General features: G+C 72.1%; 8 protein-coding genes. 5 read left to right on the plus strand and 3 right to left on the minus strand.

Features of this window, described 5'->3' with window-relative positions:
* Positions 1 to 8: 8 nt before the first annotated feature.
* The 4 genes from SMD20_RS40630 to SMD20_RS40640 all read left to right on the plus strand — a co-directional run bounded on the left by SMD20_RS40630 (position 9) and on the right by SMD20_RS40640 (position 8704).
* Positions 9 to 3179: an FtsX-like permease family protein gene (locus SMD20_RS40630; protein ID WP_329591437.1), complete on the plus strand. Its 3171-nt coding sequence runs from the start codon at positions 9 to 11 to the stop codon at positions 3177 to 3179.
* Positions 3176 to 5287, plus strand: a complete 2112-nt coding sequence (locus SMD20_RS40635) for an FtsX-like permease family protein (RefSeq protein ID WP_329591439.1) — start codon at positions 3176 to 3178, stop codon at positions 5285 to 5287. The genes SMD20_RS40630 and SMD20_RS40635 overlap by 4 nt, the downstream gene beginning before the upstream one ends.
* A gap of 219 nt (positions 5288 to 5506) precedes the next feature.
* Positions 5507 to 5872: a DUF4189 domain-containing protein gene (locus tag SMD20_RS48505; protein WP_442942629.1), complete on the plus strand. Its 366-nt coding sequence runs from the start codon at positions 5507 to 5509 to the stop codon at positions 5870 to 5872.
* A gap of 813 nt (positions 5873 to 6685) precedes the next feature.
* Positions 6686 to 8704 carry a hypothetical protein gene (locus tag SMD20_RS40640; RefSeq protein WP_329591440.1) on the plus strand — a complete coding sequence of 673 codons (2019 nt, stop codon included), beginning with the start codon at positions 6686 to 6688 and terminating at the stop codon, positions 8702 to 8704.
* 50 nt (positions 8705 to 8754) lie between these two features.
* Here SMD20_RS40640 and SMD20_RS40645 read toward each other — a convergent pair whose 3' ends face one another.
* The 3 genes from SMD20_RS40645 to SMD20_RS40655 all read right to left on the minus strand — a co-directional run bounded on the left by SMD20_RS40645 (position 8755) and on the right by SMD20_RS40655 (position 15262).
* Positions 8755 to 11544: an ATP-binding protein gene (locus tag SMD20_RS40645; protein ID WP_329591442.1), complete on the minus strand. Its 2790-nt coding sequence runs from the start codon at positions 11542 to 11544 to the stop codon at positions 8755 to 8757.
* A 131-nt stretch (positions 11545 to 11675) separates the two neighbouring features.
* Positions 11676 to 14078 (minus strand): hypothetical protein, encoded by a 2403-nt coding sequence (locus tag SMD20_RS40650; RefSeq protein ID WP_329591444.1) that lies wholly within the window; start codon positions 14076 to 14078, stop codon positions 11676 to 11678.
* A gap of 239 nt (positions 14079 to 14317) precedes the next feature.
* Positions 14318 to 15262 (minus strand): acyltransferase domain-containing protein, encoded by a 945-nt coding sequence (locus SMD20_RS40655; RefSeq protein ID WP_329591446.1) that lies wholly within the window; start codon positions 15260 to 15262, stop codon positions 14318 to 14320.
* A 685-nt stretch (positions 15263 to 15947) separates the two neighbouring features.
* Here SMD20_RS40655 and atpB point away from each other — a divergent pair.
* Entirely contained in the window at positions 15948 to 16691 is a 744-nt protein-coding gene (gene atpB, locus SMD20_RS40660; RefSeq protein WP_329591448.1) for a F0F1 ATP synthase subunit A, read from the plus strand.
* The last annotated feature ends 732 nt before the right edge of the window (positions 16692 to 17423 follow it).

Consider the following 17423-nt stretch of genomic DNA (forward strand, 5'->3'; position numbering starts at 1 on the left):
AGCCGTCCGTGCTGAGGCTGGTCGCCCGGCGAGCCCGTGCGCAATGGCCGTTGCTGGCGGCCCTCCTGGCCGTCGCCGTGGTCGGCCCCACGCTGCTGGGCACCTGCGCCCTCCTGCTCACCCGTACCGCCGAGCGGGCGCTGGAGACCGCCGCCTCTCGTGCCACCTCCGACCAGATCGACGTCACCGCCTACGCCGTCACCATCCGCGGCGAGCACGCGAGAGCCGTCGCCGACGACACCCGCGCCGTGCTGACCTCGGCCCTCGCCCCGTTCGCGACGACGACGGCCGCGCGCGCGTCGTCCGCGATGCGGTCGCTGCCCAGTGCCGGTGTCCCGGCTGTGGCGTACCTGTCGGGGGTGGAGGACCTGCCGGCCCGCACCCAGCTGGCCGCCGGACGCCTGCCGCAAGCGGGTGCCGCGCCGGCGGAGGCGGTCGTCCTGGAGAGCACCGCGCGGCAGCTCGGCCTGACCGCGGGCAGCCGGGTCCGCCTCGGCAGAGAGCTGGCCGACGATCCCGACCAGGGGACCGAGGTGCGCGTGGTCGGGGTCGTACGCCCGCTGCCGGGCGCCGGCTGGGAGCGGGACCCCCTCGCCGCCACCGGCTACGACCCGGCCTACCACGACGGCCGCTCCGCACAGCCGGTCCACGCGTACGGGCCGTTCCTCGTCGACCTCGCCGACCTGCTCGGCGGCGGCTCCACCCTCGACCGGCTGGAGATCAGCGCCCGCCCCGACCTGTCCGCCCCCGCCGTCCGCGACCTCGACACCGTCACTCAGGCCGTGCTCGGCGCCGACCGCCGCCTGGGACAGACGCTCGGCGACCGGGTACGCATCCAGCGCGTCGCCTCCCGGTTGCCCGCGACCCTGCTGTCCGCCCACGATCAACAGCGTGTCACCACGGCCGCCGTGCTCGCCGTCGCCGCCATCGGACTCGTCCTGACCGCGACCGCCCTCGCCCTCGCCGGTCGGCTCAGCGCCGGCGTGCGCGGCGACGAGACCGCCCTGCTGTCCGCGCTGGGCGTCGGCCGCGGTCAACTCGCCGGCGCCGCGCTCGTCGAGGCCGGCGCGCTCGCCGTGCTCGCCGCCGCGGTCGCGATCCCGGCCTCGTCCGCCCTGCACGCCGGGCTGACCCGGCTGCCGCCCATGGCCGGGGCCGGGCTCGCCGCGCCCTTCTCCGTGAACGCCGTACAGGTGCTGTCCGTCGCCGGCGGCGCGCTGGCGCTGGCGGTGGTGCTCGTCGTGCCCGCGCTGCGGACGCCCTCCGCAGGTGTGCGCGGGCGGCGTGAGCTGCTCGCCCGATCCGGCGCGGACCTGCTGCTCGTGGCGTTCGCCGCCGTCGGCTGGTGGCAGTTGCGCGATCAGCCGGCCGGCTCCGGCTCCCCCGTCGACGCCGTACGGGTGCTCGCTCCCGCGCTGCTGCTCATCGCCGGATCCGCGGTGGCGCTGCGCCTGGTGTGGCCCGCGTTGCGCGTGGTGGAACGGCTGGCCGGACGAGCTCGGGGGCTGATGGTCGCGCTGGCCGCGTTCGAAGCCGCCCGCAGGCCACAGGCGGTCGCGGCGGGGCTGCTGATCGGGCTGGGCTGCGCGGCGGCCACGTACGGGATCGGGTTCGACGCCACGTGGCAGCGCTCCCAGCAGGATCAGGCCGATCTGTCCGTCGGCACCGATCTCGCGCTCACCCTCACCGCGCCGCCCGTCGCCGGGCAGGGCAGGGTCGTCGGCGCGGCCGGCGGGGGAGAGGTGAGCCCGGCCACCGATCGCGGCGTCGCGGTCGGCCAGTGGCTCGGCGGCGCCGGTGACCCGCCGCGGCTGATCGCCATGGACACCACGCGTGCCGAGGCGCTGCTGCGCGGGCGGCTGGACGGCGGTCGCACCTGGAACGACGTGGGCGCCCTGCTCGCGCCGCCGGCACGCGCCGCCGGTGTCCCCGTCCCGGCCGGGGCAGCGCTCTCCCTGTCCGGGAAGGCGACCGGTCCGACGCCGCTCGCCGTGACGCCCCGGCTGCTGCTGCAGGATGCGACCGGGCTGCGTACTCCTTGCACCGGCGCGCCCGTTCCGCTCGACGGCGTGGCACATCCGCTGCCGGACTGCGCGACGGCCGAAGGGCTCCAGCTGGTCGCGGTGTCCCTTCCGTTCGTGATCGCGACGGGGAACGTGGGCACCGGCTACTCCGATGCCCTGGCGGAAGCCCCCGCGGGGGACAGCCGCGTCGCCGTGACGCTCACCGTGGCGGGAACAGGCTCCGGGGCATCGCCCTGGACCGCCACCTCAGCCGGGCCGGCCCCCGGGCAGCTCGGCGCTCCGGCCGTCGCCCTGACCAGCACCCCCGCGGGCGCCGAGCTGAGGATGACCACGACCGTCGCGCTGAAGGGCCCGCCGGACGCCGCCAGGAACCTGGTCGCCACCGCTTTCCCGGCCCCGGGACCGGTGCCCGTGGCCGTCTCCGCCCGCTTCGCCGACGAGGTGGGCGCCCGGCGCGGCTCCCGGCTCGACCTCACCGTCGGCCTCACCCCCGTACAGGTCAGCGTGGCCGGGGTGCTGCCGGCCGTGCCGTCCGCTCCGGGCGCCGCGGCCATCCTGGCCGACTTCGACGCCCTGTCCCGTGCCCTCGCCGTCAGCGGCGACTTCGACGTGCCCGTGGACGCGTGGTGGGTCGGCCGTCCCGCCAGAGGCGATGCGGCCGATCTCCGCCTCGGCGACGTCACCACGCGCGCGTCCGAGACCGCCCGGCTCACCGGCGGCCCGCTGCGGGCCGGGCTGCCGGCCGTGCTCCGGCTGCTCGTACCGGCCGCGGTGCTGCTGATGATCGCCGGGATCGTCCTGCACGTGACGTTCGACCTGCGGGCCCGCGCGGTCGAGCTCGCGCGCCTGCGGGGTCTCGGGATGACCCGGCGCGAGATCCGCGCCGTGCTGCTCGGCCAGCACATCGGCATCCTGGTGCCGCTGCTCGCGGTGGGCGCCGTCGTCGGCGCGCTGGCCACCCGCGTCGTCGCGCCGCTGCTCGTCCGCTCCGACACCGGCGCCGCTCCCGTTCCCGAGGTCCTGCCCGTCTGGCCGTGGGCCGCCGAGGCCGCCCTGCTCACCGGGCTGCTGGCCGGGTGCGCGCTGGCGGTGGGCGCGGTGGTCGTCGTCCAGGCCCGGCTCGCCGACGCCGCGTATCTGCGGGTGGCGTCGTGAGGATCCCGGCACCGCACTGGCCCAGCGTCGCCGGCCGCGCCCGCGCCGACGCCGGGCCGTTGCTCCTGGCCGCGGCCGTGGTGGCGGTCGTCACGTTGCTCGCTGGCGCCGTACCGCCGCTCCTGTCGGCGACCGCCGACGCAGCCGTACGGGACGCGGTACGCAGGGACGGCGGCGACCTCCAGGTCCACTCCCGGATGGAAGGCGACGACGGGCCGGGCGGCAGCCGGGTCCGGCACCCCCGCCTCGCCGAGGACGTCGACGACTTCCGTACCAGGGCGACGGACGAGCTCGGCCCCGGCCTGCGCGCCGTCCTGCGTCCACCCGTCGCCACCGTCACCAGCCCCACCCTCAAGATCACCGATGGCAGCGTGCTGCGGACGTTCCAGCTCGCCTACGTGGCCCGCGACGGCGGGCCCGAGGTGACCTGGATCGCGGGCGGCCCGCCCCGGCCCACCGCCTCCGAGACGGCGGCGGTTCCCTACGGCGCGCCGCCGTGGCCGGTGCAGGTGGGCCTGTCGGAGGCGGACGCCGCCGCTCTCCAGCTCCGTCCCGGCGCCCGGATCCCGCTGGCCGACGACCAGGGGAACGTCAAGAAGGTCCAGGTCAGCGGCGTCTTCCGGCCTCGGGACAGTTCCGATCCCGCCTGGCGGCTCCTTCCCTCGCTGCTGAGTCCCGTCGCCGGCGCGGACGGCACCGGATCCACCCGGCTCGCCGGGCTGCTGTCACGCGAATCGCTGCCCGACGCGCGGCTCGCCTTCGGGCCGGACGAGTTGCGGCGTACCGTCTGGTTCACGCCCGACCCGGCCCGGCTCGCCTGGGACGTGGTCCCGCCGGTCGCCGCGAAGGTGGTCGCGCTCAAGGCGTCCTCCGGCTCCTCCGGCGCCCGGGACGGCTCGCTGAAGTGGGAGACCCGGCTCGACGGAGTGCTGCGGAAGGTGAGCTCCCAGGTCGAGGCCGCGTTCGCGCAGGCGTCCGTCCTGCTCGTCACCCTGCTCGCCGTCGCGGTCCTGGTCCTGCTGCTCGCCGCCGACCTGCTGGTACGCCGCCGCGCTCCCGCCCTGGCAGCCGCCCGGCAGAGGGGGATGTCGCTGCCGGTGATCGGTGGCGAGCTGCTGCTCGAATCCGCCGTGCTGGCGCTGCTGGCCGCGGCGGCCGGGCTCGGCCTGGCCCGGGCCGTCGCGCCGGGGGTCTCCTGGGAGTGGACGCTCCCCGTGGTGGTCACCGCCGTCGCCGCGGGGCCGATGTTCGGCACGCTCACCGCCGCCCGCGCCACCCGGGATCGCCGCGTCCCGGCCAACCGGAGTGCGCGGCGGTGGGTGAGTGACACCGTACGACTGCGGCGGGCAGCTCTTGAGCTAGGGGTGCTGGCGGTCGCGGCCGGCGCCGTCGTCGCTCTGTACCAGCGTGGGATCGGCGGCGGGGTGCTGCCCGCGAGCGCGCCCGCCCTCTGCGCGCTCGCGGGCGCGCTCATGCCGGTGCGGGCATTGCCCCTCGCGATGCGCCTCGTGCTCAGGCGGCTTCTGCGGTCGAGCCGGCCGCTGGCGGTGTTCGGGGCCGCGAGGGCGGCGGTGACCTCGGCCCGGGTGCTGCCGCTGCTGGTGCTCGTGACCTCCACTGCCTTGGCCTCGTACGCGCTCACCTTCGCCGCCACTGTCGGCCACGGGACCGCGGACGGGCCGCTGGCCTCGGGACTGCTGCGGTTGGCGTGGGTCTCGGCGGTGACCCTGCCGGTCCTGGGCCTGCTGGGACTCGCTCTCGGCACGGCGGCCGGCGCGCCGGAGCGCTGGCAGACCCTGACCCGGCTGCGTACCCTCGGGCTGCGGCCCCGGGAGGCCCGCTGGGTCGCCGCGGGAGAACTGCTGCCGCCGGTGGTGGTCGCCGCCGTGGGCGGTCCGCTGCTCGGGGTGCTGCTCGCCCGCCTGACGTTCGGCTCGCTCGCCCTGCGCCTGCTCACCGGCGCCGATCCGGCCCCGGCGGTGCCGTGGTGGGCGCTCGGCCTGGTGGCGGTCGTGTTCCTGGCGGCGGTCGCCGTCGTGGTGCCCGTCGAATCGGCGCTGCGCCGCCGGCGACGGCTGAGCGAGGTGCTCCGCGCGGGCGACAGCTGAGCCGGCCGAGTGCCGGAGTGCGGCGGTGCCGCACCTGCAGGGGGGAGGATCGCCAACGCCATAGCCCGCCCTGCGGGTCTTCCCTGGGTGTCAAGTCGTTTGCAAGTGACACAATACAGACTCTCCTCACCAACCACACTGCCGTCCGCTCGGACGGCCCGAAGGGAAGACATCATGCTGCTGGGCAAGAAGCTGACTGCTATGGCCGCTTGCGTCTTAATGGCGAGCGGGGCGCTGGCCACGGCGTTTCCCGGAGCAGCCAGTGCGGCTACATCGGCTACTGCGGGAGAAAGTCATGCACGTTACTATTACGGCGCCATCGCTGTGGCCCCGAGCGGCCGTAACGGCAGATCCTGGAACTATGCGACAGCGGCCGCTGCCAAACGGCGGGCGCTGAAAGAGTGCGGCCGCTCCAGCTGCAAAGTCCTCGTCACCTTCGTCAACGGGTGTGGCGCTGTCGCCTACAATGCCAGGCGAAACGTCTATTGGGGCGGCAGGGGGAGCACGCCTGCCAGGGCGAAGAGGAACGCCGTGGCCAATGCGGGCGGCGGCCGCTGGATCGTTTATCAATGCACCAAGCGATAACGCTGGTACGGCAGCCATCTTTCCGAAAAAGGGGTCTGGCGCGCTCTGTGTCACGCCACCATTTGGGCCGGGGAAGGGGGGCGTGAGGTGAAGAGCATGGGTGGTCCATCGGTGCTCCAGGCCTCCCGGCCTCGGCGTCCTGCCTGAGTCGGCGGGCCGTCTTGAGGAGTCTCGACGCGCTGCTGTCGTCGGCGGGTACGTTCACCTGGGCCAGCTGCGCCGTGAAAAGGTCGGCACCCACGGCCAGGCCGTCGAACACGGCCATGAGCGGGATTCCTCTATCGGGAAGTACGTTCTGGCGACCTCGGCATCGACCGGCATCTTCTCGTTGATCGCCACGAACCTGCTGAAACGGTCGGCACAGTAGCGGCCTCCGTCGGAGGCGACGTACAGGCGGTCAGGTGGGTCTCGCTTCTCGAAGGCATGGTAGTTGCCGGTCCCGTAGGGCAACGGTGTTTCTTGTGGTGAGAACTCGTCTACCGGAGGCTCCACGTCTGTTTCCGGTCTTCGATGACTTCTCCCGGAAGGCCCAGAACGTCACAGCAGGTGGCTCAAGACCCCCAATCATCCGAATTATTTCTCTGAGATCACCTCATTCAGTGACGACAATTGCGGTCGATGCTCTGGACGGCCGAAGCGGAACTCGGTGAACCGGGGTCTGCCCGGCGACGAGCGCGGTCCGACGACGGCACTCGGGCTCCGATGTCGGGGTGGTCGGGTGGGGGAACACCGGATGTTAGCGCTCGCGGGGCGGCGGATGATGCGTTCGGTACGACATCCGCTCCTGTCCTTCTCGAAAGGAAGGCTGTGTCCATGCGTCCTCCCCTCCGGTTACGGCGATGGCTCGGGCTGGGCCTGATCGGGCTCGTGGCCGCCCTCGTGGCGACCGCGTTGGCCGGCGTTCCGGCGTTCGCCGGGCCGATTGCGCCGCGACCGACCACGGCGCCGGGCGTGCCGACGTTCAAGCCCGTCCCGACGTTCCCCACGCCTCCGCCGACCTTCCAGCCGCCGACGCCCGACCCCACCGACACGCCCACCGACACCCCGACGCCCTCGCCGACGAAGCGGAAGTACAAGCTGGCGGTCGTCGGCGACAGCTACACCAGCGGTGAGGGCGCCAGCCACGACAGCGTGTACGTCGGGTATCCGGGCCCGGAGGAGGACTGGCGGCACCAGTCCGGGTACGCGCCCGCCCACCTGGCGTGGGCCTACCTGCAGCAGGGCCGGTATCCGTTCGGCAGCTACACGGTCCGGCCGGTCGAGATCCGCACCACCTGGGCCTCGGACGAGCTGCACTTCAACGCGTCGTCGGGGGCCGAGACCAAACACCTCATGTACCGGCACTGTGAGAACAGCAGTTGCAGCGTGGTCCGGAACCCCCCGCAGATCGACGGCGTGCCCGCGGACTCCGACATCGTCTACTTCGGGCTGGGCGGCAACGACGCCGGCTTCGGGTCGCTGCTGTCCCTCGCGATCAAGTCGCACTACATAGGCGGCGCCGACGAGGACATCCACGACCCGCAGGCGTACAACCACCAGGCGCGCGACGTCCAGGCCGAAGTGAAGCGGCTGATGAAGCGGCTGCCGCAGGTCACGTCGAACGTCGAGCAGGCCCTGGTGGACACGCATCTCAAGGCGCTCAGGGCGGAGCTCGTCGTGGCGCTCTACCCGCTGGCCGTCAAGCCGTCCGGCAACAAGTCCACCACTCGGCTCACCGGCGCCGCTCAGGACCAGATGTATCCGTTCGCCGCCGGGGTCAACCAGGCGGTCACGGACGCGGTGGCGAACTTCCGCGCCAGGTTCCCGGGCGTCAAGGTCCACGTGTTCGACCCGAACACCGCGGGACCGAACAACAGCAGCGTGGTGGCCGGTCATGAGCTCGGCGAGGCCGCGCCGTACTTCAACGAGCTGAAGGCCCGGGTCGAGCTGCTGGGCGTCAACAAGGTCTTCAAGCTCGCCCAGGAGAGCTTCCACCCCAACGAGCCGGGCGCCGTGGCGATCGGCAAGGCGCTGGCGAGCTTCATGGCCCGAGAGTTCCCCGACCTCTTCCCCGACGGGCCCGACTTCGCCAACGTGCACACCAACCCGGTCGCCTCGGTGCAGGATCCGGACGCCGACCGGCAGTTCGAGGAATGGGCGCTCGCTCATCCCGAGCTGATGTGCGAGGACGCCGAGATCGACAGCCTCTGTCACTATGTCGGCCCCGGCGGGGTGACCGGCTTCCCGGTGACCATCGTGACCGATCCGATCCCGTTCCCGGCGTATCCGGGGGCGCAGGTGGTCAGTGGTGGCATCGGCGGGGGCGGTGATTATGGGAGCGGGCCGACATATAGCTGGATTCCCGCCACGTACACCTATCCGACCGGTGGGACCGGCTCGACCGGCGGCGGCACCGGCGGTGGGACGGGCGGCGGCACCGGCGGTGGCACAGGTGGTGGCACAGGTGGTGGCACCGGCGGGACGGGTGGCACTGGCGGCACCGGCGGCACTGGCGGCACTGGCGGCACCGGCGGCACCGGTGACGGCGGTGGCTCGGGTGACGGAAGCGGCGCAGGTACAGGCACCGGAGGCACCGGAGGGACCGGTGGGACGGGCGGCACCGGCGGGGCCACGAACGCCCCCAACAATGACCCCTGCAAACCCACCCAGGTCGATCCGTCCAGCGGTGGCATGCAGGTGACGACGTCAGTGGTGAGCGGCGGCGGACTGCGCGCGCCCGTCACGCTCATCTGGGTCCACTTCAAGAAGATCGTCCCCAAGCCTGATCCCTGCGTGCCCAACATCAACGTCAACGACGACATCCGCGAGATCACCAGCGAGGAGTGGGCCTAGTTAGGCAGGAAGGATCGCGGCCGCCGGACGAGCCCGGCGGCCGCGACCTCTCAGCCCATCGCCGGGAGGTCGCCCCGGCTCGCCAGCCGCCGGGCCAGCGCCACCCGCGACCGCACGTCGAACTTGCTGAAGATGCGCGACACGTGCGTCTCCACCGTCTTCTGGCTGACGTGGAGCCGCTCGGCCACCTCGCGATTGGTCAGCCCCTGGCTGATCAGCTCGGCGACCTGGAGCTCGCGTTTCGTGAGCGTCGTCTCCCGCCCCGCGTGCCGCTGCCCCTGGGCGGCGAGCCGCCGCTCCAGCCGGGCGAGCTGCCCGGCCAGCCAGTCCGCGCCCGACTGCCGGTACGCGTCCTTGGCCCGGCCGAGCTCGGCGCGGGCGGCGGCCACGTCCCCCAGGCGGCCGTGCACGGTGGCGAGGAGCTGATGGGCCAGGCCGTGCTCGACGACGGCGCCGCTCTCGCCGAACCGCTCGGCGGCGAGCGCGGCCGCGGTCCCGGCCGCGGCCAGGTCGCCGTGGCCGATCAGCGCGCGGGCGCGGGCGTCGTAGGCGATGCCGAGCAGGTACGGGAGGTCGCCCGCGGCCTCGACCGCCGCCTCCGACCGGGCGAGCGCGGCCGCCACGTCGCCGTCGGCGCCGGCCGCGATCGACCGTACGGCCAGGCGCTCCACCTCGGTGTCGCGGGTCAGGACCGTCGGCCGCGGATGGTCGGGCCCGGCGCGGCCGGCCAGCCGGACCCTGGCCACGGACGCGTACGTGATCGCCTGCCACCACGCCGACCCGGGCCCGGCCTCGGCCAGCGAGTCGGCCAGCGCCATGGCGGGATCGACGCCCTGCCGCCACAGGACCGGCAGCAGCAGGACGCACCTGGCCATCGCCAGCGTCTCGCTGCTGCGGATGTACTCGGACGCCGCGGCGGCATGCTCCGCGATCTCGATGGCCTCCGCCAGGCGGCCCGCGCGGGTCTTGAGCTGGGCCTGCCCGATCAGCAGGTACGGCATCACGTAACTACGGCCGGACGCCGTGGCCAGGTCGAGGCCCCTGGCCAGATGACGTTCGGCGTCCGCGGGGCGCTGCAGGAAGATCTCGCTCCAGGCCAGCGGCGCGACCAGCTCGACGTGCGGCACCAGGGCGGTGTCGGAGGTGGCGTCCATCAGCCAGGCGGCGCGCCTGCTGTGCGTCCGCGCAGCCGCGATGTCGCCGTCCTGCAGGCACGCCACCGACAGCAGCGCGTACGCCGCCGCCTCCAGCGCCGGGTCGGCCGTCTTCGACACCAGCCCGAGCGTCTCGTGCGCGTGCCGCCTGGCGCCGGCCGGGTCCGAACGCAGCATCGCCACGGCGGCCAGCTCGGCCAGGAGCTGGCCGCGTACCCGCTCCTCCTGTCCGGCCTTGCGGACCTGGGCGCTCAGCAGGGCGCGAGCCTCGTCCAGCCGGCCGAGCATGCGCGAGATCACGGAGGAGAAGGCCACCGCCGCCGAGGACACCTCGTGCGGCAGGTGGATGACCTCGTGCAGGATGCGTCGGCTCTCCTCCAGCGAGCCCATCACGCCGGTGCCCCGGGCGAGCCCGGTGAGCAGCCGGCCGCGGTAGGGGATGAGGTCGTCGCGCTCGGGCAGCACGCGCAGGGCCTCGCGCAGCAGCCGCACCGCGGTCTCCGGCGCGGTGTTCAGGTAGGCGACGCCCGCGTCGCCGAGCGTCCTGCCGGCCCGCTCGTCACCGTGCTCGGCGCACCGCTCGGTGTGGTGGGCGAGCAGCGCGAGCGAGCCGTCGTTGCGGCGCAGGTAGTCGGCGATCCTGGCGTGCGCCGCGACCCGCCAGCCCGCCCCGCAGGTGTCGTACGCGGCCGCGCGCACCAGCGGATGCCGGAACGTGAACCGGGCGCCCACCAGCGTGCCGAGGCTGTGCCGGCACAGCTCGTCCAGGGCGGCGGCGGCGCTCGCGGCGTCCAGCTCGGCCACGTGGGAGATGACGACGGGCGAGGCCAGCTCACCGGCGACGGCCGCCGCGTACGCCGCCCGCCGGCCGGTCGGTGTGAGCCGGTCCAGCTCCCGGCGCAGCACGGCCAGCAGCGTCTGTTCGAGGGCGAGGGTCGCCCCCGGCCGGGCGTCGGCCAGCTCCGTCAGGAGCTCGTCGTCGGCGTCCAGCAGCGTCCGCAGGAACAGCGGGTTGCCGCCGCTGACCCGGTACATCAGCCGCCGCCTGCGCGGGTGCACGGCCGACGGCACCAGCAGCTCCACCGCGTCCTCGTCGAGCGGGGCCAGGCTCAGCCAGGTGACCAGCGGATCCCGCCGCGCCACGGCCTCTCCCACCGCCGGCGGGACCGCGCCCGTCCGGCAGGCCATGGCCAGGGTGAAACCGGCGGCCGGCGGGCGGCGGAGCAGGAACTCGGTCAGTTCGAGCGAGGGGCCGTCCGCCCAGTGCAGGTCGTCGAGCGCGAGCACGACGCCGCGCTCGTCGGCGAGCCTGGCCATGAGCGAACGGATGCCGCGATAGGTGTGATAACGATCGAGCTGATTTGCCTCATCGGCCTTCTCCGCTGACAGCAGTGCCCGTAGCGCCGCCTCCGCCTCGACGTCCGGGACGGCGTCGGACAGCCGGGTGAAGGCGTCCACGTACATGCCGAACGGGACGAGCCGCTCGAACTCAGTGGCGCTCCCGGCGAGCACGGCACGCCCGGCCGCCCGCGCCCGGTCGGTCAGGTGCTCCAGCAGCCGGGTCTTGCCCACCCCCGGCTCGCCGTCGATCAGGACCAGGCGGTGGCGCTCGGCTATCGCGGTCTCGACCAGTGACCTCTCATCGGCCCTTCCCGCCATCGCGCGCCATGCGTTCGCCTCCGTCATGCGTCCTCCGGTCACGCGGGGAGCGGGCCACGAGCAGTCGCACGGTGCGATGATCGTACGGATCCGCGCCGGTGTCCACGCACGGCGGGAGAGACGGAGCGCCACGCCGACGGGAGGCGTCCGGCATCGCGCTACTCGCTGCTCGCGCGTTTTCCGGTGTCGAGCACGTCGGCGAGGCGGTCGTGAGTGAACTGGTAGTACGGGCCCGTCCTGCGAAGCAGCCGTCGCGTGTGCAGCTCCTCCAGGAACGTCACCGTCCGCCACGGGAGTTTCCCACGCGCTGCCAACCAGAGCTGCCCGACCGTGACGGCAGGCCACGCCGTGTGCAGGGACGCCAGCACCACGCCCAGGGTGAGGCCGAACAGGACGCCCTGCCAGGGCTGCACGCTGAAGCCCCCGCTCTGGTCCTCGACGGTCTTGATCAGGCTCTGGCCGGGGCCGCGCAGCACCATGATCCCGGCCGCGGCCACCAGGGCGACCGCGGCCACGCAGCCCAGCGCCGCCCAGCGGTCGCCGCGCCGGATCGTCCTGGCCGAGGCGGCCGGCTCGCTGGGCAGCGGCTGGGTGAGCCAGTTGACGGTGCCGACGACCAGCGCGATCGGCACGCCGAGCACGAGGCCGAAGACGATCATTATCTGCACCCCGTACGCCGCGCCGTCCACGCGCCAGATGCCGGTCAGCCCCGCCATGACGCCGATCAGCACCACGGGTGGGAACGCCTTCAGCAGGTACGGCAGCAGCGACCCGAGAAGCCCCCGGAGCCGCGGGGCGAGCCTGCACGGGACCGGTGGCGCGGACAGGTCCACGGCCATCATCCGCCCGGCCATCGTGGCGATGCCGACGCCCGTGGCCATCGAGACGAGGACGGGCTGGAAGCCGCCGCCGAGCACGTGCTCGGCACCAAGCCCGTCGGCCACGACGCAGGCCAGCGCCGACCCGCAGGCCACCAGCGCCACGGCACCTGTCGCGACGACTCGTCCGGCGACGTTCCGGCCACGGCCCCCGGGGAGGGGGAGGCGCAGGACGTGCCGGCGGATCAGCAGGGGACGGCAGGCGAGCGTCAGCGTGAAGGCGGTGCCGAGCTCGACCGCGTCCCCTGCCGCCTGCGCCGGGGACAGGGTGAACAGGCCGATCCCCAAGACTCCGGCCGTGGCCGTGAGCCCGGCGATCACGACCGAGCGCGCGTCCAGTGTGACGCCTCTGAGCAGCCCCATGATCACTCCGGCCGCCAGCCCGATGGCCAGCCCGCGGGTCAGCCCGAGCGGCATGACGAGCGCGAGCTGGTAGGCGGGCGACAGCACGAGCGCGGTGGCGAACGTCGGCACGGCGGGCGGGATCGCGGTGTGCAGCTCCCACCACGCCATGCGCCGGTCCTTGCGCTGGCGCAGCATGGCGGCCAGGTTGCGCAGCCACCGGTGGCCTCTGGGCGTGTCCAGCCGCAACCGGAGGCCGGGGTAGGGGGCCGTGCTGATGGCCATGGTGACGTGCTCGTTCAGCAGGCGTTCCTCGGCGGAGGCGCGTCCATGCTCGTCCACGAGGGTGACCAGCTCCCCGGGATCGAGCCCGGACCCGAGGTCGTCGCACACCTGCCGGGCCAGGCCCAGGAACAGCGGCGTGGACAGCAGCGCGGTCACGTCGTCGTCCTGCCGCCGGTTGATCCGGTGCAGCACTGGACGCCACCTGCCGTCGGCGGCGGATCTGCCCACCAGCTGTCGCAGGTGCTTGCGCAGCAGGTCCGGCTTCGGGGGTGCGAGCGTACGGACGGTGTACCGCGCCGGCAGAACGGACGGATCGATGGTGCCGCTCCTGGCGAACAGGATGAGGGGGCGGCTGTGCAGGGCGTCCCGTTCCAGCCGTTTCACCGCCTGCTCCGCGTGCGCGGCCAAGGCCTCGAAGTCGTCGATCATGACCACGATGTGCGCTTTAGGGCCGAGCATCTCGTAGAGGTTGCCCTTGTACTCGTACGCCGGGCCGAGCACAGAGGAGACCTCCGTGTCGAACCAGTCGGCGAACGAGTCGCGTTCCGGGTCCCATGAGGAGCCCTTCAACAGCAACGGCACGTAACCCTCGGACAGCAGGCCCAGCGCCATCATCAGTGCCATCGTGGACTTGCCGCTGGACGGGGGACCGTAAACGATCATCCGGCCGGGAGCGGCGCCGGTGACGAGACCGGCGGCGTGTCTCTGGAACTCGCTCGCCGTCCACACGGGGCCACCGGCGCCGCGCCAGGCGTCCCTGCCTTTGCGGTCGAGCAGGCGCACGGGCAGGAGTTCGGGACGCAGGAGGCCACGTACCTGGGCGTCGCGGTTCAGCACGCTCTCCAGCTCGGTACGGAGACGTTCGCACAGGTCGGCTGTTGATACGGGTCGCTGCCGCGGACTCGTGACAAAGCCCAGCAGGGTGAGGAACAAGGCGGCGATGCCGGCCAGGCCGTCCATCATGTCGATCTTTTGCAGGGCCACCGCGACGGCTATGGCGACGGCCGCGGTCACCAACAGCAGGATCTTGGCCCAGCGGCGGGCTTTCGCGCTCAACGTATGGACCTCGCTCTCTCACGGAGCATCAGGCCAGAAGGAAGGAGACAGCAGGTATCGCTGTTGAGCAAGCCGATGGCCCGGCGGTCGCCTGGGCTCGTGCCTACGTCAGGCGCCGCGTCGGTGGGCGGTGCTGACGGACTGAATGCGGTCTCGCACCTTCATCATGCCTCCGGCATCGCCTCGCCGCGCGATGGACGGCCACCATCGCGGCTTACGCACTGCCGAGGCATTCGTGGCTACATCGGGAAGCGGCCGCGGTGGATGCGCCAATGGCGGCCGGCCTTCAGGTGGTCGACGATCGCGCGTTGGAGCACGGTGTGGCGCGGCAGCTGGTCGAGCGGCGTCGTCAGGGTGCGGAAGACGAACCGCAGCACTTCGACGTCGGCGTCCTGCCCTTCCGGCTCCTGGTAGGGCTCCAGCTCGAACCTCCGCTGGAACCGGATGATGTTGGAGTCTTCGGGCAGGTACTCCCGCAGTTGTGGGTCGAGCAGCCACGAGCCGCAGGCGAACTCCGTGTAGCGCTCGTCGGGGAAGTGGCGCGGGAAGAAGGCGCGGGCCTCGTCGAGGGACGCCTCGACCGCCTCCGGGGCCAGCGGCCCCGTCTCGGGGATGTGCAGGTCGACGGTGGCGCCGCCGCGGTGGTGCTGCAGCCGGCCCAGCTCGTAGATGGCGCCGCGCGCGTGCAGCGTCAGCCAGCTCTGCATGACCGGCCAGCCCTCGCCGCGCATGCGCCGGTCGACCGCGAGGTTGCGGCCCAGGTCCGCGAGCGTCGCCCACGACACGGACTCGTCGATGCCGTGGTCACGGTGGTACTTCATGACGACGTCGCACAGGGCCAGGTACGCGTACACGTAGAGGTGCCGCCAGGCGGGGCCCCGTTCGCGTGGCAGCGCGGGGCCGGGCGGCAGCCAGCCGTGGCCTCCGAGATCGGCACGGACCAGGGCGATCGAGCGGTCGAGCAGCCAGCGCAGCTCCGGAGTCCACGAAGGAGAGCCGGGGTCGGGCCAGCCCGCCATGATCTCGGCGGCGTCGTCCGGGGGGACCGCGAGCCGGTTCAGGAGCGCGGGCGCGTCGGCCTTGGCGGGTAACGGAGCCGATGGCCGGTCGCCGGCGAGCCGGTGCACATGGTCGACGTCCTCGACGGGCACCCCGAGCCGGGCGGCGGTTTCGTCAAGATCCACGCGGTTGATCCTATGGGCCGACGGGGTCGCTGCTCCAGGTTGCGTGGCTTGGAGCTGTTGACCGGCCAAGGCCGCCGGTCTCGTCCATGATCTCCAGCCGGTCGTTTGACGTCCCGGCTGACGAACGCCATATGTGCCTCAATTAGCCGCTTCACGCCATACAGTTCGGCCCGGCCGTATCGCCAGAGCCGACCAGGAAAGCCTTTATCGCCGCAGCGGCGATAGTAGGACAAGGGCTGGCGAAAGGCGTCATCCTACTTTAGGATGCGCACTATGGGCGGATACCGGGAGAAACGAACGGCGATCGGCTGTCGATCGTCCCTGGCATCCGCGGCGCCGCAGCCCAATTTTCATGGTCTGCCGACCGGCGCCTTCGAGTGTCGCCTGACCCGATAGTCCGACAGCGGATTCCCGTTCAGGCCCACCGCCTCTCCGAACGGCCGACCTGGGCGGCGACTCCGGGAAGCTCGGCAAGGGAGTCCCGCCGGCCTGACGCCGAACGACCTGTTCCCGCTGACGGAAAGAGCCGGGTATCGGGTTTCTGAATGGGCTCGGACCGAGACTTGTCACATTGACATCCGAAGTATCCGTCAAAGGTTTCCCGGAAAGGACCGCCGTGCGGACGACGATCCTGATCACCTCCTATGGCCTGAAAGACCCCTCTGGGCAATGGACCGCCCCCGGAATGGAACTCTTCGAGTTCCCGCCGATCTTTCCCGGCGGCCCGGAATGGTTTACCAAACCCGTGCTCATCGCCCTGCTGAGTTCGGCCGTCGCCATCGCCCTGTGCTGGGCCGCGTTCGCCAACCCGAAGATCGTCCCGCGCGGATGGCAGAGCATCGGCGAGTACGCGTACGTGTTCGTGCGCGACCAGATCGCCAAGCCCAACCTCGGCAAGGACTCCGGCCGCTGGATGGGCTTCCTCTTCACGGTCTTCCTGACGGTGCTCGTCTGGAACCTGATGGGCATCATCCCGCTCATCCAGTTCCCCCTCGCCGCGCACATCGCCTTCCCCCTCGTGCTGGCGCTCACCGTGTACGGCATCAAGGTCTACCTCGGCATCCGCCACCACGGCGTGCGTGGCTACCTCAGGGGCATCGTGCACCTGCCCGGCCTGCCGGGCTGGGCGTACGGGCTCTACGTCCCGCTGATCCTGGCTGAAGTGTTCGTCACGTCGCTGTTCACCCACTTCATGCGGCTGTTCGCCAACATGTTCGCCGGTCACATCCTCGTGGCCTTCTTCAGCTCGGTGGGCTTCTGGTTCCTGTTCGAGCGGCTCACTCCGCTGGGCGCGGGACTCGGCGTCGTCGGCGTGCTGATGACGATCGTGATGACGGCTTTCGAGATGTTCATCCAGTTCCTGCAGGCGTTCCTGTTCGCCATGCTGGCCGCGATGTTCATCGCCGGCGGGCTGCGCGGAGAGCACTGACGGATGACGGGGGCGGCCGGCCTCTCACCGGCCGCCCAGGCGTTGTGGTGCCGGAGATGGGCCGCAGGTCGCCGAGGCGTTCCCGTTGATACCTGAACACTGTGTGCAGGTCACTGAACGCGAGCATGATTCACGTCACTCATACGATAACTACGGGTTGTCCCATCTGACTCATCACAAGAGGGGGGAGATAGGGGGGGCGTTAGGGGTCGAGCCGTGATCTACCCACATATACTGCGGTCATGTTGTCCGACAGATCCCCTCTTCAGTCAGTCTGTTAGGAATCATGTCAGGGACAATCTGCAGCCTGTCAGGGTGGCGTCGGAAGGGGAGGACGATCCTCGGGGGTGACGGGGGACTCGTGACTACGTATAGTGACATCGCCAATTGCCGGTGAACCGGATGCTCCGGCAAATATCGCGTTCTATGCCCTTCTTCCAGCATGTGGTGGAAGAAGAGGATTGCGGGGGCACGCACGTGCGGGAGAGAGACGGGCGCGCCGACGAGAGGACCGTGGCGTCGGCGGCATGCCTCATAGCCGAGATGAAGCTAGCGGCGGCGATGCCTGAGCCGCCGGAACGGCGGGAGGCCCGCCCCGGCCGCCGTGCACCGTCCGCGACGGCCAGGCCACACACAAGTATCAAGCATCCCGAAACCGGAATCCGGGCGGCCGAATATTCGTCTGTCCGCTGCGTGTCACCCTGCCCTGCAATCCCTTCTCTCGGACGAAGA

Origin of the sequence: Nonomuraea sp. LP-02 (assembly GCF_036289125.1) — a bacterium.
Lineage (GTDB): Bacteria > Actinomycetota > Actinomycetes > Streptosporangiales > Streptosporangiaceae > Nonomuraea > Nonomuraea bangladeshensis.